Genomic DNA, 22,042 nt, shown 5'->3' with positions numbered 1-22,042 from the left:
TTCACGACAAAGCTTGGGGAACGGATTGCATCAGTCGCTTGAGGTCCGGCTGTAAGGACTTGCTGTTAAAAACATCACAGCAAGTACTAAGCAAAAAACAGCGCCAACAAAATTTCCCAAGGGGCTGATTTCTGGGGTGGCGAGGCTTGCGCCTGCGAATTGAAGCGCTGCTGTCAGCCCGAATGCGAAGGCGGCAAACAGTGCCATGCAGCCAAATAACCTAGCCAAAATGTTGACGATATACCAATTCACGGTTTCGTGTTTCATTCGAGTAAGCCTTGCTGAAACAAGTTGGCGTGACTGATCGGATGAAATCAAATTCTCCTTTGCGGTCCGTTTCTGGCCGGTAGAAGACCTAACTCGACTGCCCGCTTTCGACCCATACCGGACGTCCCCTTAACGTTGCGGGTCCCGGTCCCTATCTCGGCGAACGTGGGCTTGTACGTAGGCGAACCATTTGTCGTGATCTGGCGAGCGATCATCCACCGTGTCAATTTCCTCAAAACTCCGCCATGTCATCGGGCGATCCCGGAACACAAGGTACGTTTTTCCGACGACGAAATCAGGGTGTATGACGCAATCGACGTCGTTCATCACGCGTCCTCCGCCTCTCCGCCAGAAAGCTTCGTCCTGGTGTTGGTCAAACGTGGTGTCGCGGCTGCGTCCGGGCGCGCGACCCGACAAAGAAAACAGCTGCTCGCCATGTCCCGCCAATCGTTTTACGACAAGGAACTGGTAATCGATCTCTCCACCATTCTCGAATCGCGGCGCCGCGCTGATTACTTTCGCTAGCACGATGTCATTGGCCTGCGCTATTTGAACATCAGGATTGACGAGCTGTTCGGCGGGAGGGACACGACACGCCCAGCTTGCGCCAGGGATGACGGATAGTACACACAGTAGCAGCGGACGAATCAGGGACATTGATGACCTTTCCTTAACGCGAATGGCCGCTCCTAGCCGGTCTCGGCCGTTCTGTGTACGGCAACAGTCGACCCGAAGCTGCCGTTCACTCATGTGTTCTGATGGCCTCAGCGTTCCACCAGGTCGAGAGCAAGAAGCAAGCGTGTTCGCTCTCGTTTGGCTACCTCTTTCCAAGGTTGATTTGTGAGCGCTCCTTCAAGGGCCCATAAAAGATTCAGGCTTGCGGGCTGGCCCGTTTTTTTCACCGCGACGAAGGCACCGATCGAACCCGCATTCCTTAGGTCGTCTACCGTAGCGATACCGGCATGAGCGAGCATTTCTGCTGATTTCGGCCCCAAGCCCATCATGTCCTGTATTCGCATATCTCGGCAGTCGCTCAGATCGGTTAGTTCAGGTGCCGCATGACCGACTGGTCCTGGCTGACCTCGGCCGTTCGCGTCAAGCATAGCAGGTTGCCGATCCACAAAAATCTCGAACTGTCACGACCGGCCGCAGCCGACCCTTGAGAGACGATGGCCTAATCTCAATCCTGAGCGAACGGCGCGTAGCTTTCAGGATTCGACTCGTAGTGAGCTTCGAAGGCCTGAGCCAACGTTGCATCGTCAGGTACGCTTGCCGCATATTCGCGATCTAGCGTCTCCTCAAGAACCTCTTCATGTACGCCGTTCTGAAGCGCAGCTTGTGCAGTAGCAATCAGTTCAGAGATCTCTTCAATACCGAAGTATCTATAGCCGTTCTTGATAGCTTCCAGCTCGTCGGATGACCAGCACCCGATTGCGTGAAGCGCACCCCCATTCATCGCTATGCTGTGAAAGTGAATCATTGCTTCCAAAGCCGAGTCTCCGGGCATTGAAGCGTATTCCGGCCCCATACAGGCGCGATTCCACACCTTATCGGCAAGCGTTAGCTCATACATAAAATTCCTCTAGGTTACCTCCGCTGTTGGGCGAACCCGGCCGTTCGGCTCAGGATAGTATGTTGCCACCGAGGAAAGCTCTCCAAGTGTCATGACAGGCAGCTCCGTCGAACAGGTCAGTGTACGACGATGTTGCTTCGAGGACAAGCCACAGAGTGAAGAGGCCCTGGTGCCCCGACTCGTCGTCGCGCGCTCGATGAGTGCTCCACAATCACTGCCGCGTACGCCGCTCGTGCTGCTGCTGATAGGGACTGATGCGAGCCAGGTCCTCCATCTCCTCGGCCAGGAAGCCGAGCAGGTCGTCCGCGCTGACGATGCCGACGAGGCGCCCGCCCTCGCCCACGACGGGCACGCGGCGGATGCCGCGCAGGCGCATGCGTTCGATGATGACGTTGACGTCGTCGTGCTCGTCGGCGGTGAGCAGGTCGTCCGTCATGATGTCGCCGACCTGCAGCCCGTTCGGGTCGAGGCCGAGGGCGACGACGGACACGACGATGTCCCGGTCCGTAACGATGCCGGCCGGCGTGCGTTGGCTGTCGGTGTCGTCGACGACGACGATGTCGCCCACGTGGTGTTTGCGCATGAGGAAGGCCGCACCCTGCACGCTTTCGTCGCGCGCGCAGCAGATGATGTCGACCGTACAGAGTTTTCCGACTTCCATGGCCTGCTCCAACGTCAGATGCTTACGCTATCCTTGGAGCATAGTCGCAGGTCGGGGACAAATCAAACCCGCGCGGCGATCAGGCTTTCTTTTCTTCGGCGGGCGGGACGAAACAGGCTTCGACGACTTGCAGGTCGTTGTCCTTGGCGAAATTGCACACGAAGTGGTAAGCGAGCGGTTCGATGCTTTTGAGGGCGTTGTTTACGACGACGGCCTTGACGCCGTTGACGACGGTCGGGTGCACGTAAGGGGAGAATTTCAGGTGGGCGTTCGGACCGCCGCTGCCCGCCGGCCGGAAGCACGACATGACGCCGCACAGACGCTCGGCCCAGTCACTCGGGCGGAATTGCCTGCCCTTACTTGTCACGCCGAGAATGAAGAATTCGTCGGCGCCTTTCCCGGTTTGCGGTGAGTCGGCCATAGTGCGGCTTCTGAAACAAAGGCGTGGATGAGAACAACCCGACTATTATATCTTATAGAAGACTTGCGGACGAGCCCTTCGTACCAGCCGTTGCTGGCACTCATGCCGGCCACCCAGACCGGCACGCCGCGAAAGCAATCAGCCGAGCAGGACAGCGCCAGACAGCAGCAGCAGGAGCAGCATCCATAATAGCAGCGCGCGCCAGACCAGGCCGACCGTGCTTTGCAGTGCGCGCACGTTCGGCTCGTCGCCGGGGAGCATGTCGTCCTCGCCGGCGGACAGGTCGACGATCGCCGCGTCCGCAGGCAGGACGCGCGGCGCCGTCTCGGCCGGCGTGCCCAAGCGCACGCCCATGGCGCCACCGCCCGCGGCGAGGATGATGCCTTTCGATTCGTCCGTCCACCGGCTGGCGAAATTGCGCCACGCATAGATCGCGTCCTCGAAATTGCCGACGACGGCGAACGCGATCGCCGTCAGGCGCACGGGAATCCAGTCGATCCAGTAGAACGCGCGGGCGGCGAATTGGCCGAACGCCTCATTGCGCATGTGGTCCGGCTCGTTCCACGCGCGCGCGAGGTATTCCGACACGCGGTACATGACGGCACAAGCGGGGCCAAGGGGCATCAGGAACCAGAAGAACACGCCGAACACGTTGCGGTGTGTCGTGATCAGGGATTTTTCGACGGCGATGCGGGCGATCTCGGTGGCGTCCATGCCGACCGTGTCCAGCTTCGTCCACTCGGCGAGCAGGGTGCGGGCCGTGGCCTCGTCGCCCGCGTTGAGGGCGAACTGGATCGACGTGAAGTAATGGCTATAGTGGCGGAAACCGAGCGTCAGGTAGACGATCAGCACGTTCCAGGCGAACTTGGCAAACACGAACTGGTAATGGTCCAGGACGCCGTAGATCACGGCCGTCGGCAGCATCAGCGCGGCCATCATCAGGAACCAGCCCAGCCGGCCATGGCTCGCCTGGCCCGCATTGCACCAGCCCTCGATGCGCATGGCGAGGCGCTTGATCTCGGCGTAGATCTGGTTATCCGCGCGCAGCGGCTTCAGCTGTTCGATCAGCAGCGCGCACAGAATGGAGAAAAAAGTCATGCACGGTCCTTTGTCGTTGTTGCCCTACTTCATTGCCCGCTACGATAGCGCAGAGACCGGCGCGAGTCCATTCCCTGATCAGGCGCGCAGCAAGTGGAAGAGGTTCCGCAGCATACCCGCCGTCGCGCCCCAGATGAAGAAGCGTTCGTACGGCATCGCGTAAAAGCTGCGCCGGCCGGCGCCGTCGGGCAGGTCGAACGACATGCGCTGGTGGTTCGTGCCGTCCATCAGGAACCGCAACGGCACTTCGAAGATGTCGGCCACTTCGTTCGATTCGGCCGTGAGGTCGAACGGCGGCGCGACGAGGCCCACGACCGGAGTCACGATATAGGCGGACGCCGTGACGTGGTCGGGCAGCACGCCGATGATCTCGACGTGGCGGCGCGTGAGGCCGATCTCCTCCTCCGTTTCGCGCAGCGCGGTTTCGATCGGTGAGGAATCGAACTCTTCGGCGCGGCCGCCGGGAAAGCTGACCTGGCCTGCATGGTTGGTGAGGTGTTCGGTACGCTGGGTCAACAGCACAGTCAGGCCGTCCGCACGGCGCACGATGGGGATCAGGACGGCTGCACGGCGCAGCTCGGGAAAGCGCTGGCGCAAGTCCTCGGGCAGTTCCGGCTCCCACAGCGGCGGATGGGCGAGGCGCGCGCGCAGCCAGGCGGCGTCCAGGCGCTCGGCCGGCAGCGCGGGCTCGCCGGCGATCGCGTCGACGGGCAGGCGCTTGGGATCGATGTGCAGTTTTGCCAAGGCTCTCTCCAAAAGAAAAAGGCATCCGCATGGATGCCTTTTCCCTATCGCAATTGCTATTACTTTGCAGCAGCGGTAGCAGCTTTGCGGTTCGGCAGTTTCTCTTTGATACGTGCCGATTTGCCCGAACGCTCGCGCAGGTAGTACAGCTTCGCACGACGCACGTCACCGCGACGCTTGACTTCGATCGAAGCGATCAGCGGCGAGTACAGCTGGAACGTACGCTCCACGCCTTCGCCCGACGAGATCTTGCGAACGATGAAGTTCGAGTTCAGGCCGCGGTTACGACGCGAGATGACGACGCCTTCGTATGCCTGGGCGCGCTTGCGGTTGCCTTCGACGACGTTGACGTTGACGACAACGGTGTCGCCCGGTGCGAAATCAGGGATGTTGCGGCCGAGGCGCGCAATCTCTTCTTGCTCGAGTTGCTGGATCAGATCCATTTGTAGACTCCTTATACCATCTTGCCGGCGCGTTCGATGCCCGGTAGAGGATGGGGTTAAACACGCGGGTACCAATGCGGTGCCCGCCTTTATTCCGCGACCTTTTGCAGGGTTGCGAGAAACTGCTCGTCGGCCTTCGTCAGCAGACCGGCGCTGCGCGCCTTGTCCAGCAGATCGGGCCGCTTCTTCGCGGTCGCCTCCAGCATGCGCTGGCGACGCCACTTCATGATCTCGGCGTGGTTGCCACCCATCAGCACGGGCGGCACGGCCACGCCTTCATAGACTTCCGGACGCGTGTAATGCGGCGAATCCAGCAAGCCGTTGACAAAACTGTCTTCGACGGCGGACGCGTCATCGCCCAGCACACCGGGCAGATGCCGCACCACGGCATCCATCAACGCCATCGCGGGCAACTCCCCGCCGGACAGCACGAAGTCGCCAAGGGAAATTTCCTCGTCGACCACGCGGTCCAGCAGGCGCTGGTCGACCGCTTCGTAGCGGCCGCACAGCACGACGAGACCGGGCTCGTCCTTCAAGTCCATCACGCGCGCATGCGTCAGCGGCTTGCCTTGCGGCGACATGAATACGACTCTGGGCGCCGACAGCCCCATGTCGACCTGGCGCTGCTTCGCCGCGTTGATCGTCGCCTCGAGGGGCTTGGCCAGCATCACCATGCCGGGGCCGCCGCCATACGGGCGATCGTCCACGGTGCGGTGGCGGTCGGTCGTGAAATCGCGCGGATTCCAGATCGACAAATTCCACAAGCCCTGCTCGTGCGCGCGCCGGGTCACGCCCGACTGCGTCAATGCGGCAAACATTTCGGGAAACAAGCTCACGACGTCAAACTGCATCGGGACCTCGCTTCAGGCGGACGGGATCAATAATCCAGACCCCAGTCCAGGGTAATCAGTCTGGCTTGCAGGTCGACCGTCTTGACGTACTGGTCCACGAACGGCACCAGCCGCTCCGGCGCTTTCACGTCGGGAGCGGCGTTCGGATCGGGCACGGGCGTGATCCGCAGGATGGACTGCGCGCCATTGTGCATCATGTCGGTCACCTTGCCGAGCGCTTCGCCCTGCAGGTTCACCGTTTCCAAGCCGATCAGGTCGGTCCAGTAATACTCGTCTTCCGGCAGTGCCGGAAAGTCCGCCCGCGACACCTGCACCGTGGCACCCTTGAGCGCCTCGGCACCTTCACGGTCGATCACGTCGACCAGCGTGGCCGTCACGTCGCCGCTGTGGTACTTCGCGTTCCGCACCTGGACGGGACGCAGCGACGGCTTGTCGAGCCACCAGGTTTTGATGTTCAGCAGCGCATCCGCATCCATCGAATACGGTGCGACGCGGATGCCACCCCGGATCCCGTAGGCGCCGGTGATGTGGCCGACCTGGATCAGGTCGTCAGGCGCGGTCGCGCCCGGATGTGCTGCCGAATCAGTCAAACCTTCACAACCTCGAATTAGGCAGCAGCCTTTTGCGACGAGATCAGGCGAGCAACGGTCGGGGACAGTTGTGCGCCAACGCCTTGCCAGTACGACAGGCGGTCAGCGGTGATGTTCAGGCCGACTTCTTTGCCCGAAGCCATCGGGTTGTAGTAACCGATACGCTCGATGAAACGGCCGTCGCGGCGATTGCGCGAGTCGGTTGCAACGATGTTGTAGAACGGGCGCTTCTTGGCACCACCACGAGCTAAACGAATAACGACCATAATATTTCCAAAAATTGAGCTGGACGGAGAAAGCCGACGATTATAGCGCGCTCTACCTCGCATCAGCAAGCGTTTACATAAAAACCAAGAACGCTGGGCGCGCCGTTCCGGCCGAATCCAAGATTATCGCCGATTTCGGGCCACTCCGCCACTGCGCGACCCCGTTCTCCCTGCGGAATCGCGCATTGCGCCGGTACATTTGCCCCAGCGGTCACCCAGGTCGCGAAAGCGCGTGCCACACACACCGTTTTGGACGATACTGCTGGCTTTCCTTTCAACAAGAACGCGATGTCGCAGCACAAGAACAAGACTCTCGCCACCACCCTCGCCTTCCTGCTCGGCGGCATCGGCGCGCACCGTTTCTACCTCAAGGGCAGCGTCGACCGCATCGGCCTGCTGCACGTCTGCAGTGTTCCCGTGGCCGGCCTCGTGTACGGGCTCGGGCACGCGCCGAATCCGTTCTGGGTGCTGCTGCCGATCATCGTGTCGTGCATCGCCGGCTACGTCGAAGCGCTCGTCATCGGCCTCACGCCGGACGAGAAGTGGGATGCCCGCTACAACGCCGGCTCGGGACGGCAGTCCGCGTCACACTGGTTCGTGATCCTGCTCGTCGTGCTCACGATGCTGGTGGGTGCGACGGTGCTCATCGCCGCGATCTCGCGCCTGTTCGACCTGCTGTACACGGGCGGTGCCTACGGCTGATCCCGCCACGCCATGAAAAAAGCGGCCCGCAGGCCGCGTTTTTTTTGCACAGACAAGTACTGCTTAGAACTGGTCGACGCCCAGCGCCAGCACGCCCGCGCTGCCGTCCACGATCGCGTGGCGCAGCCCGTCCGCCTGCGACAGGATGTGGTCGGCAAAGAAGCGTGCCGTCGCGATCTTGGCGCGGTAGAACGCCGCGTCGCCATCGCCGGCGGCCAACTTGTTGCGGGCCACGAGGGCCGCGCGCGCCATCTGCCAGCCGCCCAGCACGATGCCGGCCAGCTTCAGGTACACGACGCTACCCGCGAACACGGCGCGCGGGTCGCCCTTCGTGTTCGCCACGACGTAGTCGACGACCGCTTCCAGCGCCGCGCTGCCCGCGACCAACTGCGTACGGATCGCCGCAAAATCCGCGTCCTGCGCGTCGGCCAGTTGCGCTTCCGTCGCACGGACTTGCGCCAGGATGGCCTTCGCCACGGCGCCACCGTCGCGCACCGTCTTGCGGCCCACGAGGTCGTTCGCCTGGATCGCCGTCGTGCCTTCGTAGATCGTCAGGATCTTGGCGTCGCGGTAGTGCTGCGCGGCGCCCGTCTCCTCGATGAAGCCCATGCCACCATGCACCTGCACGCCGTCGCGCGCGACGTTCTCGCTCATCTCCGTCGACCAGCCCTTGATCACCGGCACGAGGTATTCGTACAAGGCCAGGTTGGCCTTGCGCGTCGCCTCGTCCGGATGGCTGTGCGCCAGGTCGGACAAGCCGGCGCCGACGTACGCCAGCGCACGCGCCGCTTCCGTCTGGGCGCGCATCGACATCAGCATGCGGCGCACGTCCGGGTGGTTGATGATGGCCACGGGGCCGCTGGAACCTTCGACGGCGCGCGACTGCACGCGCTCCTTCGCGAACGCGACGGCCTGCTGGTAGGCGCGCTCGGCGAGGCCGACGCCCTGCATGCCGACGCCGAAGCGCGCGGCATTCATCATGATGAACATGTATTCGAGGCCGCGGTTCTCTTCGCCAACGAGCGTGCCGGTCGCGCCGCCATGGTCGCCGAACTGCAGGACTGCAGTTGGGCTGGCCTTGATCCCCAATTTGTGTTCGATGGAGACGCAGTGCACGTCGTTGCGCTCGCCCAGCGAGCCGTCGGCGTTCACGTGGAACTTCGGCACGATGAACAGCGAGATGCCCTTCACACCCGCGGGCGCGTCCGGCGTGCGCGCGAGGACGAGGTGGATGATGTTCTCCGCCATGTCGTGCTCGCCGTACGTGATGAAGATCTTGGTGCCGAAGATCTTGTACGTACCGTCGCCCTGCGGCACGGCGCGCGTGCGCACGGCGGCGAGGTCGGAACCGGCTTGCGGCTCCGTCAGGTTCATCGTGCCCGTCCACTTGCCGGAGATCAGCGGCTCGATGAAGCGCGTCTTCTGCTCGTCGGTGCCGGCCGTCAGCAGCGCCTCGATGGCGCCGTCCGTCAGCAGGCCGACGAGTGCGAACGCGATGTTCGACGCATTCAGCATCTCGATGCACGGCGTGGCGACGAGCTTCGGCAAGCCCTGGCCGCCGAATTCGGCCGGGTGCTGCACGCCTTGCCAGCCGGCGTCCGCGAAGCTGCGGAACGCTTCCTTGAAACCTTTCGACGTCGTGACCTGGCCGTCGTGCCAGTGGCTCGGCTCCTTGTCGCCCGGGTGGTTCAGCGGGGCGATGACTTCGCCGCAGAATTTCGCGTTTTCTTCCAGCACGGCCTCGACGGTGTCGGGGGTCGCGTCTTCGCAGCCGGGCAACTGGTTGATCTCGGACAGATTGGCCAGTTCGTTCATCACGAACAGCATGTCTTTCAGGGGGGCGTTGTAGCTCACCGCGGTCTCCTAGTTTCTCTTTACGTAAACGTCAATCTCAAGTCGCAAAAAAGGCGGGAACCCACAGCCAGCAACGGCAAACGCCGGTAAGACGCTACAGACTCGGGTTCCCGCCTTCGCGGGAGTGGATCAGCCCAGTTCCTTGACCAGGGCCGGGACGACCTCGAACAGGTCGCCGACGATGCCGTAGTCGGCCACCGAGAAGATCGGCGCTTCCGGATCCTTGTTGATGGCGACGATGGTCTTCGAATCCTTCATGCCGGCCAGGTGCTGGATCGCGCCGGAGATACCGACGGCGATGTACAGCTGCGGCGCGACGATCTTGCCCGTCTGGCCGACCTGCCAGTCGTTCGGCACGTAGCCGGCGTCGACGGCGGCGCGCGATGCGCCCATGGCGGCACCCAGCTTGTCGGCCAGCGGTTCCAGGATCTTGAAGTTGTCGCCCGAGCCCATGCCGCGGCCACCGGAAACAACAACCTTGGCGCCCGTCAGTTCCGGACGGTCCGACTTGGCCACTTCGCGGCCCACGAAAGCCGACTTACCGGAGTCCGCGACGGCAGCGACCGTCTCGACGGCGGCCGAGCCACCTTCGGCGGCGGCGGCGTCGAAGCCGGTGCCGCGCACGGTGATGACCTTCACCTTGTCCGTCGACTGCACGGTGGCGATGGCGTTGCCGGCGTAGATCGGGCGCTCGAACGTGTCGGGCGCATCGACCTTGGTGATTTCCGAGATCTGTGCGACGTCAAGCTTGGCGGCCACGCGCGGCAGCACGTTCTTGCCGAAGGCGGAAGCCGGAGCCAGGATGTGCGAGTAGTTACCGGCGACGGCCAGGATCTGCTCGGCGACGTTCTCGGCGAGGCCGTCGGCGAATTGCGCCGCGTCGGCGACCAGCACCTTCGACACGCCGGCGACCTTGGCGGCCGCTTCCGCGACGGCGCCGCAACCGTTGCCGGCGACGAGGATGTGGACGTCACCGCCGCATTGCGCGGCCGCGGTGACGGTGTTCAGGGTGACAGCCTTCAGGTGGGCGTTGTCGTGTTCAGCAATGACGAGTGCGACCATGGATGAAATTCCTTATTAGATGACTTTAGCTTCGGTGCGCAGCTTCGCAACCAGGGTCGCCACGTCGGGCACCTTGACGCCGGCCGAACGCTTGGCCGGCTCGGCGACCTTGACGGTCTTCAGGCGCGGCGCGACGTCGACACCGAGGTCTTCCGGCTTGACGGTCGTCAGCGGCTTTTTCTTTGCCTTCATGATGTTCGGCAGCGTGACGTAGCGCGGCTCGTTCAGGCGCAGGTCGGTGGTGACGATGGCCGGCAGCGTCAGTTGCACGGTTTCCAGGCCGCCGTCCACTTCGCGGGTCACGGTGACCTTGCCGTCTTCCAGCACGACCTTCGACGCGAACGTCGCTTGCGGCCAGCCCAGCAGCGCGGCCAGCATCTGGCCCGTCTGGTTGGAATCGTCGTCGATCGCCTGCTTGCCCAGGATGATCAGCTGCGGCTGTTCTTCGACGGCCAGCGCTTTCAGCACTTTGGCGACGCCCAGCGGCTCGATTTCCGGACCGGTCTCGACCAGCACGCCGCGGTCGGCGCCGATCGCCATCGCGGTACGCAGGGTTTCCTGGGCCTGCGCCACGCCGCACGTCACGGCAACGATCTCGGTCACCTTGCCGGCTTCCTTCAGGCGCGTGGCTTCTTCCACCGCGATCTCGTCGAACGGGTTCATCGACATTTTGACGTTGGCGATATCGACGCCACTGCCGTCGGACTTGACGCGGACCTTGACGTTGTAGTCGACCACGCGTTTGACGGGTACCAGGACTTTCATATTGGGCCTTTGGAAAATGGAGTGAAGACTAAAGACTAAAAATGATCCGAATTATAAAAGCAAATGTCGTTCAGGTCAGAATTAAAGCACGATCGTGCGTTTTTCGGCTAGAGGAAATGCCCTAATCGTAATCTCTTGTGCGTGTTGGGGTTCCCTGAAGGACAGGCTATGGGTTGCCCGGAGAACCGGGCCGTCGGTGGAAAGCGGCGTTACTTACGGCGGAGCCAGAACGTGAATTCGCCGTTGATATGGGTATGTGCCAGCAGGGCATTGCCGGTCTGCTTGGCAAATGCCTGGAAATCGCGTACCGAACCGGTATCGGTAGCGACGATGCGCAATACCTCGCCGCTCGCCAGTTCGGCAAGCGCCTTCTTGGCTTTAAGAATCGGCAAGGGGCAGTTCAAGCCACGCGCATCCAGGTCCTTGTGGACCTCGATGGTGCCGGTGTCGATCATGGTTTCGCTCATCGATTGCCTGCTGGTTGGTAGGGCACGTGACCCCATAGTACTCCAATTACCCCATTATGACGCGCCGCACCAAAATTTGGTATCGGTGTTGCGATGTAACAACGGCAATTACTTGACAGGCGGACAGAGATGCGCAACGCATGACCGGAAGAAAGGGATGACCCGTGGACCGCTTGTCATCGAGCCCTGGACTTGATGCGCCATGCATTCAACATGACCTACCCTTGACCCAGCTCAAACTTCGCTCGATTCGTGCTCTTGTTGAGCGCGTGGGCGGAAAATCCGCCCACGCTACCGTGACGCAGGCGGCGCTGGTTACGCGGACACGCGCTCGCCGACCCAGCCAGCGACGCCGGCCAGCGCCTGCGGCAGCGCGGCAGGATCCGTGCCGCCGGCCTGGGCCATGTCCGGACGGCCGCCACCCTTGCCGCCCACCTGCTTGGCGACGAAGTTGACGAGATCGCCCGCCTTGACCTTGCCCGTGGCGTCCGCCGTGACGCCGGCGATCAGGCTGACCTTGCCGTCCGCCACCGACGCCAGCACGATGGCCGCGGTCTTGAGCTTGTCCTTCAGCTTGTCCATCGTCTCGCGGAGGCCCGCGACGTCGGCGCCTTCCATCGTGGCGGCCAGCACCTTGATGCCGTTCACGTCGATGGCCTGCGTCACCAGCTCATCGCCCTGCCCCGCGGCCAGTTTCGACTTCAGCGCCGCGATTTCCTTCTCGAGCGACTTGACCTGCTCCTGCACCTGGGAAATACGCGACGGCAGCTCGTCCGGGCTCGTCTTCAGTGCGCCGGCCGCTTCGTTCAGCTTGCGATTGATCGATTGCACCAGCGCCAGCGCGCCCTCGCCCGTGACGGCTTCGACGCGGCGGATGCCGGCGGCCACGCCCGATTCGGACACGATCTTGAACAGGCCGATGTCACCCGTGCGGGTCACGTGCACGCCGCCGCACAGCTCTTTCGACGAACCGATGTCCAGCACGCGGACCGTATCGCCGTATTTCTCGCCGAACAGGGCCATCGCGCCATGCTTGATCGCGTCGTCCATCGACATGTGGTGCGCCTGCGTTGCGTGGTTCTGCAGGATCTCGGCGTTGACGATCTGCTCGACCTTGGCGATTTCCTCGGCCGTCAGCGGCGCGTTGTGGCTGAAGTCGAAGCGGGTCTTGTCCGGGTCGACCAGCGAGCCCTTCTGCTGGACGTGGCCGCCCAGCACTTCGCGCAGCGCCTTGTGCATCAGGTGCGTGGCCGAGTGGTTGCGGATCGTGCGCGCGCGCTTGACTTCATCGACTTGCGCGTCGACCAGGTCGCCCACTTTCAGCGAGCCCGACTGCAGCACGCCGTGGTGGCCGAACACCTCGGCCTGGATCTTCAGCGTGTCTTCCACTTCGAACACGCCGCCCGCCGATTTCAGCAAGCCCTTGTCGCCCACCTGGCCGCCGGATTCGGCGTAGAACGGCGTGGTGTCCAGCACGACGATGCCGTCCTGGCCGGCCTTGAGCTCCTGCACGGGCGCGCCGCCCGCGTACAGCGCGAGCACGCGGCTGTTGTGTGCGAGGGCGTCGTAGCCGACGAACGTCGTCTTCTCGCCCGAGTATTCGACGTTGGCGGCCATCTTGAACTTGCCGGCTGCGCGGGCGGTTTTCTTCTGCTGCTCCATCGCGGCAGCGAAACCTTCCTCGTCCAGCTTGACGCCGCGCTCACGGCAGATATCGGCCGTCAGGTCCAGCGGGAAGCCGTAGGTGTCGTACAGGGTGAACGCGGTGGCGCCGTCCAGGTTTTCCGGATCTTTCGCGAGCTGCGCTTCCAGGATCTTCATGCCGTGCTCGAGGGTCTCGCCGAAGCGCTCTTCCTCCGCCTTCAAGGTCTGCATGACGCGCTGTTTCGCCTCGTGCAGTTCCGGATACGCGGCGCCCATCTCGATGTCCAGGTCGTCGACGAGCTTGTAGAAGAACGGCTTCGTCTGGCCCAGCTTGTGACCGTGACGCAGCGCGCGGCGGATGATGCGGCGCAGGACGTAGCCGTGGCCTTCGCTGCTCGGGATGATGCCGTCGACGATCATGAAGCTCGCCGCGCGAATATGGTCGGCGATCACTTTCAGCGAATTGTTCGCGAGGTCCGTCGCGCCCGTCTCGCGGGCGGCGGCGCGGATCAAATTCTGGAACAGGTCGATCTCGTAGTTCGAGTGCACGTGCTGCAGCACGGCGGCCAGGCGCTCGAGGCCCATGCCGGTGTCGATCGACGGCTTCGGCAGCGGGGTCAGCACACCCTGTTCATCGCGGTTGAACTGCATGAACACGAGGTTCCAGATCTCGATGAAGCGGTCGCCGTCTTCTTCCTTTGATCCCGGAGGGCCGCCCCAGATGTCCGGACCGTGGTCGTAGAAGATTTCCGTGCACGGACCGCACGGGCCCGTGTCGGCCATCTGCCAGAAGTTGTCCGATGCGTAGCGCGCGCCCTTGTTGTCGCCGATGCGGATGATGCGCTCCGTCGGCACACCGATCTCGTTGGCCCAGATGCCGTAGGCTTCGTCGTCTTCGAAGTAGACGGTGATCGTCAGCTTTTCCGCCGGCAGGTTGTAGACCTTGGTCAGCAGTTCCCAGGCAAAGTGGATGGCGTCGCGCTTGAAATAGTCGCCGAAGCTGAAGTTGCCCAGCATTTCGAAGAACGTGTGGTGACGCGCCGTGTAGCCGACGTTCTCCAGGTCATTGTGCTTGCCGCCGGCGCGCACGCAGCGCTGCACGGTGGTGGCGCGCTTGTACGGACGCGTATCCAGGCCCAGGAACACGTCCTTGAACTGCACCATGCCGCTGTTGGTCAACAACATCGTCGGGTCGTTGCCCGGCACGAGCGGGCTGGAGCGGACGATCGTGTGGCCTTTGGACTCAAAGAACTTGAGAAACTTTTCGCGAATTTCGGTGGATTTCATGTCGTAGGGGCGGATTTAGGCAGCTTGCTATATAAAGAAAAACGATTATAGCGTAGGTGTCGGCGGTAAATCGTATCGGCCAAATACGGCATGACAAAAACGACAATGCCGATTCAGCGCAACAGTGCGAGCACGGCCCGAGGCTCCCCATTGGCCTGGCTCAGCATGGCCGATGCCGCCTGCTGCAGGATCTGGGCGCGCGTCAGCCGGACCGCGGCCCCGGCATAGTCGACGTCCTCGATGCGGCTGCGCGGTGACGGACGCGAGCGCATCGTCGATGCGCATCAGCGCCACCGAGGGCTTGTGCAGGTCCAGGTCCGCGACGCCCAGCGCGCTCGCGTTCATGGCCCCGAACTCCATGTCGACGAGGTCGCCGGCCCCCGCCCCGACCTGGATCTGCACCCGACGCTTGGGCGCGTCCCCGGCGCCGATATCCGGATACGCGACCTTGAAGTTGCGCAGCGGCTGGGCCGGCGTACCGGAGCCGGACGGGGGAACGACGCCCCGCGCGTCGCGCGTCGGGCCGCCGTCCACGTCGAGGCCGCCGATCGCGCCCGTGTCCGCGTTCGTCAGGTTCATGTTCCCGATGAAGCTCGCGCCATTGGCCGCGAAATCCGCCATGAAATCGGCGGTGTCCTGGTACTGCCCGCCCGTGACGGCGTTCAGCGCCGTATCCAGATTGGCGGCCTGGTGAGCATGCCGGTACGTCATGAGGCCCTTCATGCCGCCGTCGACGCCCATCGCCTTCAGCCTGCCGTGCAGGTAGCGCGACGCGACGTAGCCGCCTTCGTAGCTGAAGCCGCCGCCCGTGATCGTGTCGACGATGCCCAGCTTGCGCTGGGCGTTCAGGGACAGGAAATTATTGTTGATCGCCAGTGACATGAGACCGTAACCGGGAGTCGAATGTCATTAACGACAACACATTACAATTCTTGAGCTCGAAATTTTGTTTTTTAGCAAAAGTCTGGCGGGATGAGGTCGATCCGATCCGTGCACAACCCGTCCACGCCCCAGCCGAACAACTCGCGCGCGCGGGCCGGCGCGTTGACGGTGTAGCAGAACAGGCCGAAGCCGGCGGCTTTCACCTGCGCAGCCGCCGCCGCTGTCAGCCGCTTGTGGTCCGTGTGGATGGCGACGGCGTCCAGCGCCCGCGCGCGGCGCTCCCAGTCCGGTGGAATCGACGACGTCAGCCAGGCGCGTGGCACGGCCGGCGCGGCGTCCCTCGCCGCCTGCAGCGCCGCCTCGCTGAACGAGGACAGCAGCGGCACCCTCTCGACCCGGCCCGCGCGGATCTCGTCGGCGAACAGCGCCGCCGCCAGCCGCGCGACGACGGTCCCCGTCTGCACGTCATGGCCGGGCACGGGCTTGATCTCGATGTTCATCCACACGCCGTGCGCCTTGCAGTACTGCGCGAATTCGGCGAACAGCGGTACCGGCTCACCCGCGTAGTCGGGCCCGAACCAGGAACCGGCATCGCGCGCGGCGAGGTCGAGCGCATCGATGTCCGCCACCGATCCGCGGCCGGCGACCGTGCGGCCCAGTGTCGGGTCGTGCAGGACGACGGGCACGCCGTCGCGCGCCAGCATGGCGTCGAATTCGATGGCGCGGAATCCCGCTTCCATGCCGCGCCGCACGCCGGCCAGCGTGTTTTCCGGCGCCAGCGTGCCGCCGCCGCGGTGCGCCAGGATCCTGGGATAAGGCCACATGGTGACTCCTCGTAAAAGTGATCAGGCGGGCGCCAGCGCACGGGCCAGCCAGCAGAGCCCGGCGAGATTGACCCCGACCGAGAGCCAGAACCGGTGCCGGAACGGCCTCTTGACGGTCTTGTGGCGCAGCCATTGTTGCGCCAGCAAAGCGCCCGGCCAGCCGCCCGCGAGCCCCAGCAGCAGCAAGTGGCGTTCGGGCGTGCGCCGGTCGCCGCGCCGCGCTGCCGCCTTGTCGAGCGCGTACAGCGCGAAACAGGCGACGCTGGCCACCGCGTACGCGAACCCCACGGCAGACGGCAGGCCCAGCGCCAGCGCGGCGTAGGCATACAGGGCAATAAACAGCAACAGTGGTAGGTAGACCATGACGCCAGCTTACGCGGCGGCGCGGGGAGTGTCCACTTGGCAAGTAGCTTGGCCAGACGGCCCGCCACTTGTTGTATTTTGGCCGGCTGGGCGACAAATCCATTGTGCGATGCAACGGTCATCTCTACCATAATAATTACCGCAGTGCAACAACAATGTACAGTAAGCAATATTTTTTGTGCGCGTTGATCCCGCCTGCGGAAACGAGACCGTCGGGAAGGAAGTCACCATGTTCATCAAAGCCAGTCTCTGCCGGGGCGCCGTCGCGCTGCTGGCAGTCGTCGCCATCATGCCCGCCCGGGCGGACATCGCGATCATCGTCAATCCCAATAATCCGGTCGCCCATATGCCGAACAGCCAGGTCGCGCAATTCTTCGTCGGTGGATCGACAGGCATGACGCCGGTCGAATACGCGGACGGTGCGCCGATCCGCAACGAATTCTGCAAGAAAGTGCTGGAGAGGACCCCTGCCCAAGTCAGGGCCATGTGGTCGCGCATCATCTTTTCTTCGGGCGGCAAAGCCCCGCAGGAAATGAAGTCGGCCGCCGACGTCAAGAAAATCGTAAGCCAGACGCCGAACGCCATCGGTTACATCGACAAATCGGAAGTCGATGACAGCGTCAAAGTGGTCGACGTAGTCCAGTGACCGTCATCGAGGAGAATGTCATGAAAAAAACCCTGATCGCGCTTGCGCTCATGCCCGCATTCGCACAGGCCATCGACCTGGATGCGAGCGGTTCGCTGAAGCTGACCGGCTTCTACAACATCACGGCCGCCAAGGTATTGAGCGGCTCCGCGCAAGACAGTTCCGCGCCGTGGACTTACCAGCAGTGGAATTGCCCGTGCAGCATGCAGGGCTGGGAATACGCCAGCGTGTACGAGAAGTCGAAAGGCTGGCAAGTCGACCGCGAAAGCCTGCTCGGCGTGCAATTGCGCAAGGACTTCACCCCCACCTTGTCCGGCACCGTGCAACTGGTCGCCCGCGCGTACAACCCGAACGCCGGCTCGCGTCCGACCGTCGACTGGGCCTACGTCACGTGGAAGCCGGCGCAGGATTCGGCCTGGACCTTCCAGGGTGGCCGCCAGCGCATCCCGCTCTACTACTACAGCGACTACCTGTACATCGGTTACGCGTACCCATGGGTGCGTCCGGCGCCGGACGTGTACGGCTGGCCGATCTATGCGTACGACGGCGTCAACGCCACGTACCGCGCCCAGCTGGGCCAGAGCGACTGGGCCCTGACGGCGCATGCGTGGACGGGCGGCTTCACGCAGAAGAACGACGCGTACGACACCCGCATCTACTACACGACGCAGACCAATGAGTCGTGGAAGAAGATTCTCGGCAGCTATGTTGCTCTGAACAATGGCATCGTCGACGTCCGCGTCATGATGATGCGCCACAACGACTCCGTATGGCAGGACCAGGGCGGCGTGCGCACCGACATCTATTCGGACCAGCCCACCCGCATCATGGGCCTGTCCGCCAACCTCGACTACAAGAACTGGCTCGTGAAGAGCGAGCTGGACCGCTTCGAGCAGATCGATGCGGGCAAGGGCATCAACAACGTGTACAAGTACGCGCTGCTCGGCGTCGGCCACAGCTTCGGCGACTGGACCCCGATGTACACGTTCTCCCGCTACCGCACGGTGGCCGAACCGATCGAGGGCCGCAACACGCAATACGTGTCGCTGCGCTGGGACTTCAGGAAGGACATGGCGTTGAAGGCACAGTACGACGTGTCGCAAGACCATTCGCACTACGCCTACAAGTTCTTCGGCGACTCCAAGCTGATGTCGGTCTCGCTGCAGGGCGTGTTCTGATCCTGCCCGTCCGGCCCGCCGCGCCGCGGGCCGGACGTTCTTCCTCTCCCGTTCTCCCGGTCCGTTAGCGAACGTACGGAGCAATCCCGTGCGAAGGCCTACGCTTGCCCTTTTACGTCTCGACGCGGGAGAACATCATGAGTTTCAATCTGGGCAATCTAGGCAATCTGGGCAACGTGTTGCAGCAATACCTGGGCGGATCGAATCCGAACGTCGACGCGGCCCAGGCCGAGAACGATTTCGACCAGGTCGCACAGACCGTGCCGCGCGCCACCGTCGCGCAAGGCGTCACGCAGGCGCTGCGCTCGGAGCAGACGCCGCCGTTCGCGCAGATGGTCAGCCATCTGTTCAGCAACAGCAATCCCGACCAGCGCGCCGGCATGCTGAACCAGTTGCTGGCCAATATCGGCCCGTCCGTGCTGTCGTCCGTGGCCGGGGGCGCGCTCGGCAACCTGATGGGCGCCGAGCAGGCCCGCGTGACGCCCGAGCAGGCGAACCAGGTGTCGCCGGACCAGGTGCGGGAACTGGCCGCCAAGGCCGAGCAGCAGAACCCCGGCGTCGTCGAACGCATGGGCGACTTCTATGCCGAACACCCGACCCTCGTCAAGGCCATCGGCGGCGCCGCGCTGGCGATCGCGCTGGGCCACATGGCGCAAGGCATGCAGCGCCATTGAGCGCTTCCGTCAATCACCGAAAGGAATCGACATGGGTATCCTGAGCAATATCTTCCACAAGATCTTCCCGTCCTCGCAAGGGGCTGCGCAAAACAGCAGCCAGGCGGCCCCGGGCGCCCAGCAACGGGCGCCGCAGCCTGCGCCGGCGCCCGCTTCACAGCCACCTTCGCAGCCCGCAGCGCAGCAACCGCAAGCCGCGCCAGCGGCGGCACCGATGCAGCAGGTCGACGTGGAAGCCGTCCTGAACGGCATGCAGCAGCAATCCGGCCAACAACTGAACTGGCGCACGTCGATCGTCGACCTGCTGAAGCTGCTCGGCCTCGATTCCAGCCTGCAGGCGCGCAAGGAACTGGCCGCCGAACTGCACTACACGGGCGATACGAACGACTCGGCCAGCATGAACGTCTGGCTGCACCGCCAGGTCATGAACAAGCTCGCTGAAAACGGCGGCAAGGTGCCGGCCGACCTGAAGGACTAATCCGCCAGGCTGACGTTGGCCCGCGTCCCGCACGAGAAGCAATAGCGCGTGAACGCGTTCTTGCGCGTGTTGCACGCGGGGCAGCGGTCGAACAGGCCGATGCCGCAGTGCGGGCAATGGGCCAGTTGCTCGTCCTTGTAGTTGGTGGCGCGCTCGCACGACGGGCACACGCCCTTGCCGATGCGTTCCATCACCACGTCGTAGCGCATCGTCGTGCGGCGCTCGGCGTCGGGCAGCGCTTCCGCCGCCTTCTGGCGCGCCAGCCACGCGTGCAGCCAGCGGATCGCGTAGCGGCCCACGATGACCGTCACGACGATGCCCACGCCGTACCGCACGTAGCCCCCGTAGCTGGGGAGGTACGGCACGAGCTCGACGAAGAACGCGAACAGCGCAAAGAAAATGAAGCCCCACGTGAACGGCCAGTACGTGCCGTTGCGCTTGCACTTGAACAGCACGCCAGCCACGAGCAACAGCGGCAACGTGACGCCGAGGCGGATCAGGAATACCTTGCGCGCGGCCCGCCGCTCTGCGTCGAACGCAGCCTGCCGGGCCGGCTGCAGCAGCGCCTCGTACGCGGCGTCGGCCTTCGCCTGCGCCTGCTTCGCGTCGAGCGCCACCTGTTCCTGCACTTCGACCGCGGCAAGCGCCGTGCGTTCCGCCGCCACGAGCTTGTCGAGCTCACGGTTGCGCGCGATCAGCTCTGCGTCCTGATCCGGACGCGCCGTTGCTTGCCGCGTCGCGATCCAGTTGTCGAACGCCTCGCGCGCACTCTTCGTGTTGGCCTGTGCCACGCTGTGCTTCTGCTGCGCCTGTTCGAGCACCGAATCGGCCTCCTCGCGCGCCTCTTTCGCCTGACGCGATGCGGCCTGCAGCGGCCCGGCCTTGGCGGGGTCGAGGAAGTGCTCGGCGTCCGGCACCGGCGCGAGATAGATGATGTTGTCGACGACCTGGTTGCCCAGGCCGATCAGGAATCCGGCAAACACGAACGCGACGAGCCACAAGGCCCGGCGCATCCATTGTTCGGTCCAACGCAAACCTTTGCCCATGAGCGACTCCTCCATCGATGACGAAGGCGAAAGCTTGCCATCGATACACGAGCCGGGCCAGAAGAAATCGCAAGACAGGTGCCTTGCGCCACCTCACGTGGCGTAACTCGCTACCCGATGCGGATCAGCAGTACAGCAATTAAAAGTACGACAGGCCCAGGGCGCGGCGCACCTCGTCCGTCGTGCGGGCCGCCACTTCGCGCGCTTTCATCGTGCCTTCCTTGAGGATCTGCATGACTTGTCCCTTGTCCTTGGCCAATTCCTCGCGGCGGGCGCGTATCGGGGCCAGCATGTCCTGCAGGATGCCTTCGAGGCGCTTCTTGACGACGGAGTCGCCCAGGCCGCCGCGCACGTAATGCGCCTTCATTTCGGCGAGGCCGGCCTTGTCGGTGTCGAACGCGTCCAGGTACAGGAACGCGACGTTGCCTTCCAGGTGGCCGGGGTCCGAGACCTTCAGGTGCAGCGGGTCCGTGTAGACCATCTTGACCGCGGCGCGGATCTCGTCCGCGGACGCGCCCAGGTTGATCGTGTTGCCCAGCGACTTGCTCATCTTGGCCTTGCCGTCGATGCCCGGCAGGCGCCCCACTTCCGGCACGATGGCCTTGCACTCGACGAGGATGTCGCGGCCCGCGTTGCGGTTGAACTTGCGCACGATCTCGTTGCACTGCTCGATCATCGGGATCTGGTCTTCGCCGACCGGCACGATGGTCGCCTTGAATGCGCTGATGTCGGCGGCCTGGCTGGCGGGATACGTGAGGAAGCCGGCGGGGATGTCGCGCTCGAAACCGCGCATGATGATTTCCTGCTTGACGGTCGGGTTGCGCTCGAGGCGGGCGACGGTCACGAGGTTCAGGTAGTAGAACGTCAGCTCGGCCAGTTCCGGAATCTGCGACTGGATCAGGATCGTCGACTTGGCCGGGTCGATCCCTACGGCAAGGTAATCGAGCGCCACTTCGATCACGTTCCGGTGTACCTTACCAATATCATCCATATTGTCCGTGAGCGCCTGGGCGTCCGCGAGCATGATGAACTGGCGATACTCGTCCTGGTAAGTGACGCGATTGCGCAGGCTGCCGACGAAGTGGCCGAGGTGGAGCGGCCCGGTCGGACGGTCGCCGGTCAGGATGATGGGCGTGGTAGCGGTAGGGGTTTGCAGACTCATCGAGTTTTCCTTGGGGATTTAACCGCCCTTGCCTCGATCCTGCCGCGCCAACAAAAACGCCACCTTGGAATCGAGGCGGCGTTCGGAGTACCAA

Annotated in this window: 27 protein-coding genes; 5 read left to right on the top strand and 22 right to left on the bottom strand. The window is 63.5% G+C overall.

Annotation, left to right across the window (positions count from 1 at the left end; all coding sequences use genetic code 11):
• Nucleotides 1–30 precede the first annotated feature (30 nt).
• The 12 genes from HAV22_RS14290 to rpsP form a co-directional block, all read right to left on the bottom strand.
• Nucleotides 31–267: a hypothetical protein gene (locus HAV22_RS14290; RefSeq protein ID WP_166859759.1), complete on the bottom strand. Its 237-nt coding sequence runs from the start codon at nt 265–267 to the stop codon at nt 31–33.
• Nucleotides 268–396: 129 nt separating this feature from the next.
• Nucleotides 397–924: a hypothetical protein gene (locus HAV22_RS14285; RefSeq protein WP_166859758.1), complete on the bottom strand. Its 528-nt coding sequence runs from the start codon at nt 922–924 to the stop codon at nt 397–399.
• A 107-nt stretch (nt 925–1,031) separates the two neighbouring features.
• Nucleotides 1,032–1,271, bottom strand: coding sequence for a TfoX/Sxy family protein (locus tag HAV22_RS14280; protein ID WP_208296197.1), 240 nt, complete (start codon nt 1,269–1,271; stop codon nt 1,032–1,034).
• A 176-nt stretch (nt 1,272–1,447) separates the two neighbouring features.
• Nucleotides 1,448–1,840 carry a DMP19 family protein gene (locus tag HAV22_RS14275; protein WP_166859757.1) on the bottom strand — a complete coding sequence of 131 codons (393 nt, stop codon included), beginning with the start codon at nt 1,838–1,840 and terminating at the stop codon, nt 1,448–1,450.
• A gap of 211 nt (nt 1,841–2,051) precedes the next feature.
• Entirely contained in the window at nt 2,052–2,501 is a 450-nt protein-coding gene (locus tag HAV22_RS14270) for a CBS domain-containing protein (RefSeq protein ID WP_166859756.1), read from the bottom strand.
• Between the two features lie 79 nt (nt 2,502–2,580).
• Nucleotides 2,581–2,922 (bottom strand): DUF3579 domain-containing protein, encoded by a 342-nt coding sequence (locus tag HAV22_RS14265; RefSeq protein ID WP_166859755.1) that lies wholly within the window; start codon nt 2,920–2,922, stop codon nt 2,581–2,583.
• A gap of 138 nt (nt 2,923–3,060) precedes the next feature.
• Entirely contained in the window at nt 3,061–4,020 is a 960-nt protein-coding gene (locus tag HAV22_RS14260) for a CobD/CbiB family protein (protein ID WP_166859754.1), read from the bottom strand.
• A 78-nt stretch (nt 4,021–4,098) separates the two neighbouring features.
• Nucleotides 4,099–4,764, bottom strand: coding sequence for a CoA pyrophosphatase (locus tag HAV22_RS14255; RefSeq protein ID WP_166859753.1), 666 nt, complete (start codon nt 4,762–4,764; stop codon nt 4,099–4,101).
• Nucleotides 4,765–4,823: 59 nt separating this feature from the next.
• Nucleotides 4,824–5,207, bottom strand: coding sequence for a 50S ribosomal protein L19 (rplS, locus tag HAV22_RS14250; RefSeq protein WP_166859752.1), 384 nt, complete (start codon nt 5,205–5,207; stop codon nt 4,824–4,826).
• A gap of 89 nt (nt 5,208–5,296) precedes the next feature.
• On the bottom strand, nt 5,297–6,058 hold the full coding sequence (trmD, locus tag HAV22_RS14245; protein ID WP_166859751.1) for a tRNA (guanosine(37)-N1)-methyltransferase TrmD: 762 nt from the start codon (nt 6,056–6,058) through the stop codon (nt 5,297–5,299).
• 26 nt (nt 6,059–6,084) lie between these two features.
• The gene (gene rimM, locus HAV22_RS14240) at nt 6,085–6,648 is read right to left on the bottom strand and encodes a ribosome maturation factor RimM (RefSeq protein WP_166859750.1); all 564 of its coding nucleotides are present in this window, start codon (nt 6,646–6,648) and stop codon (nt 6,085–6,087) included.
• A 17-nt stretch (nt 6,649–6,665) separates the two neighbouring features.
• Nucleotides 6,666–6,914 (bottom strand): 30S ribosomal protein S16, encoded by a 249-nt coding sequence (gene rpsP, locus HAV22_RS14235; RefSeq protein ID WP_056440640.1) that lies wholly within the window; start codon nt 6,912–6,914, stop codon nt 6,666–6,668.
• A gap of 288 nt (nt 6,915–7,202) precedes the next feature.
• On the opposite strand from rpsP, the gene HAV22_RS14230 reads away from it, so the two are divergent.
• The gene (locus tag HAV22_RS14230) at nt 7,203–7,616 is read left to right on the top strand and encodes an NINE protein (RefSeq protein ID WP_166859749.1); all 414 of its coding nucleotides are present in this window, start codon (nt 7,203–7,205) and stop codon (nt 7,614–7,616) included.
• A gap of 63 nt (nt 7,617–7,679) precedes the next feature.
• On the opposite strand, the gene HAV22_RS14225 is transcribed toward HAV22_RS14230, so the two are convergent.
• From HAV22_RS14225 to HAV22_RS14185, 8 genes are all read right to left on the bottom strand, one after another.
• Nucleotides 7,680–9,470 (bottom strand): acyl-CoA dehydrogenase, encoded by a 1,791-nt coding sequence (locus HAV22_RS14225; RefSeq protein ID WP_166859748.1) that lies wholly within the window; start codon nt 9,468–9,470, stop codon nt 7,680–7,682.
• A gap of 129 nt (nt 9,471–9,599) precedes the next feature.
• Entirely contained in the window at nt 9,600–10,532 is a 933-nt protein-coding gene (locus HAV22_RS14220) for an electron transfer flavoprotein subunit alpha/FixB family protein (protein ID WP_166859747.1), read from the bottom strand.
• Between the two features lie 15 nt (nt 10,533–10,547).
• Nucleotides 10,548–11,297, bottom strand: a complete 750-nt coding sequence (locus HAV22_RS14215; protein ID WP_166859746.1) for an electron transfer flavoprotein subunit beta/FixA family protein — start codon at nt 11,295–11,297, stop codon at nt 10,548–10,550.
• A gap of 209 nt (nt 11,298–11,506) precedes the next feature.
• Nucleotides 11,507–11,764, bottom strand: a complete 258-nt coding sequence (locus HAV22_RS14210; RefSeq protein WP_166859745.1) for a sulfurtransferase TusA family protein — start codon at nt 11,762–11,764, stop codon at nt 11,507–11,509.
• 315 nt (nt 11,765–12,079) lie between these two features.
• The gene (gene alaS / locus HAV22_RS14205) at nt 12,080–14,695 is read right to left on the bottom strand and encodes an alanine--tRNA ligase (protein WP_166859744.1); all 2,616 of its coding nucleotides are present in this window, start codon (nt 14,693–14,695) and stop codon (nt 12,080–12,082) included.
• 45 nt (nt 14,696–14,740) lie between these two features.
• Nucleotides 14,741–15,577, bottom strand: coding sequence for a hypothetical protein (locus HAV22_RS31905; RefSeq protein ID WP_443098490.1), 837 nt, complete (start codon nt 15,575–15,577; stop codon nt 14,741–14,743).
• Nucleotides 15,578–15,648: 71 nt separating this feature from the next.
• On the bottom strand, nt 15,649–16,401 hold the full coding sequence (gene ugpQ, locus HAV22_RS14190) for a glycerophosphodiester phosphodiesterase (protein WP_166859741.1): 753 nt from the start codon (nt 16,399–16,401) through the stop codon (nt 15,649–15,651).
• 21 nt (nt 16,402–16,422) lie between these two features.
• Entirely contained in the window at nt 16,423–16,764 is a 342-nt protein-coding gene (locus HAV22_RS14185) for a DUF1294 domain-containing protein (protein WP_166859740.1), read from the bottom strand.
• 229 nt (nt 16,765–16,993) lie between these two features.
• Here HAV22_RS14185 and HAV22_RS14180 point away from each other — a divergent pair, with 229 nt between their 5' ends.
• The 4 genes from HAV22_RS14180 to HAV22_RS14165 all read left to right on the top strand — a co-directional run bounded on the left by HAV22_RS14180 (nt 16,994) and on the right by HAV22_RS14165 (nt 19,740).
• The gene (locus HAV22_RS14180; RefSeq protein ID WP_166859739.1) at nt 16,994–17,410 is read left to right on the top strand and encodes a type 2 periplasmic-binding domain-containing protein; all 417 of its coding nucleotides are present in this window, start codon (nt 16,994–16,996) and stop codon (nt 17,408–17,410) included.
• Between the two features lie 20 nt (nt 17,411–17,430).
• Nucleotides 17,431–18,588 (top strand): hypothetical protein, encoded by a 1,158-nt coding sequence (locus HAV22_RS14175; protein ID WP_166859738.1) that lies wholly within the window; start codon nt 17,431–17,433, stop codon nt 18,586–18,588.
• Between the two features lie 137 nt (nt 18,589–18,725).
• Nucleotides 18,726–19,262: a hypothetical protein gene (locus tag HAV22_RS14170; protein ID WP_229421235.1), complete on the top strand. Its 537-nt coding sequence runs from the start codon at nt 18,726–18,728 to the stop codon at nt 19,260–19,262.
• Nucleotides 19,263–19,293: 31 nt separating this feature from the next.
• Nucleotides 19,294–19,740: a DUF3597 domain-containing protein gene (locus HAV22_RS14165; protein WP_166859737.1), complete on the top strand. Its 447-nt coding sequence runs from the start codon at nt 19,294–19,296 to the stop codon at nt 19,738–19,740.
• Here HAV22_RS14165 and HAV22_RS14160 read toward each other — a convergent pair.
• Together HAV22_RS14160 and trpS are read right to left on the bottom strand one after the other, a co-directional pair.
• A complete protein-coding gene (locus HAV22_RS14160) occupies nt 19,737–20,786 on the bottom strand; it encodes a serine endopeptidase (protein ID WP_166859736.1) in 1,050 nt (349 codons plus the stop codon). The genes HAV22_RS14165 and HAV22_RS14160 overlap by 4 nt on opposite strands.
• A 139-nt stretch (nt 20,787–20,925) precedes the next feature.
• The gene (gene trpS / locus HAV22_RS14155; RefSeq protein ID WP_166859735.1) at nt 20,926–21,948 is read right to left on the bottom strand and encodes a tryptophan--tRNA ligase; all 1,023 of its coding nucleotides are present in this window, start codon (nt 21,946–21,948) and stop codon (nt 20,926–20,928) included.
• Nucleotides 21,949–22,042 lie beyond the last annotated feature (94 nt).

Source organism: Telluria antibiotica (genome assembly GCF_011682055.1).
Classification (GTDB): Bacteria; Pseudomonadota; Gammaproteobacteria; order Burkholderiales; family Burkholderiaceae_D; genus Telluria; species Telluria antibiotica.
The sequence above is the reverse complement of the archived record's forward strand: the minus strand, read 5'-3'. Positions and strand labels throughout refer to the sequence as shown.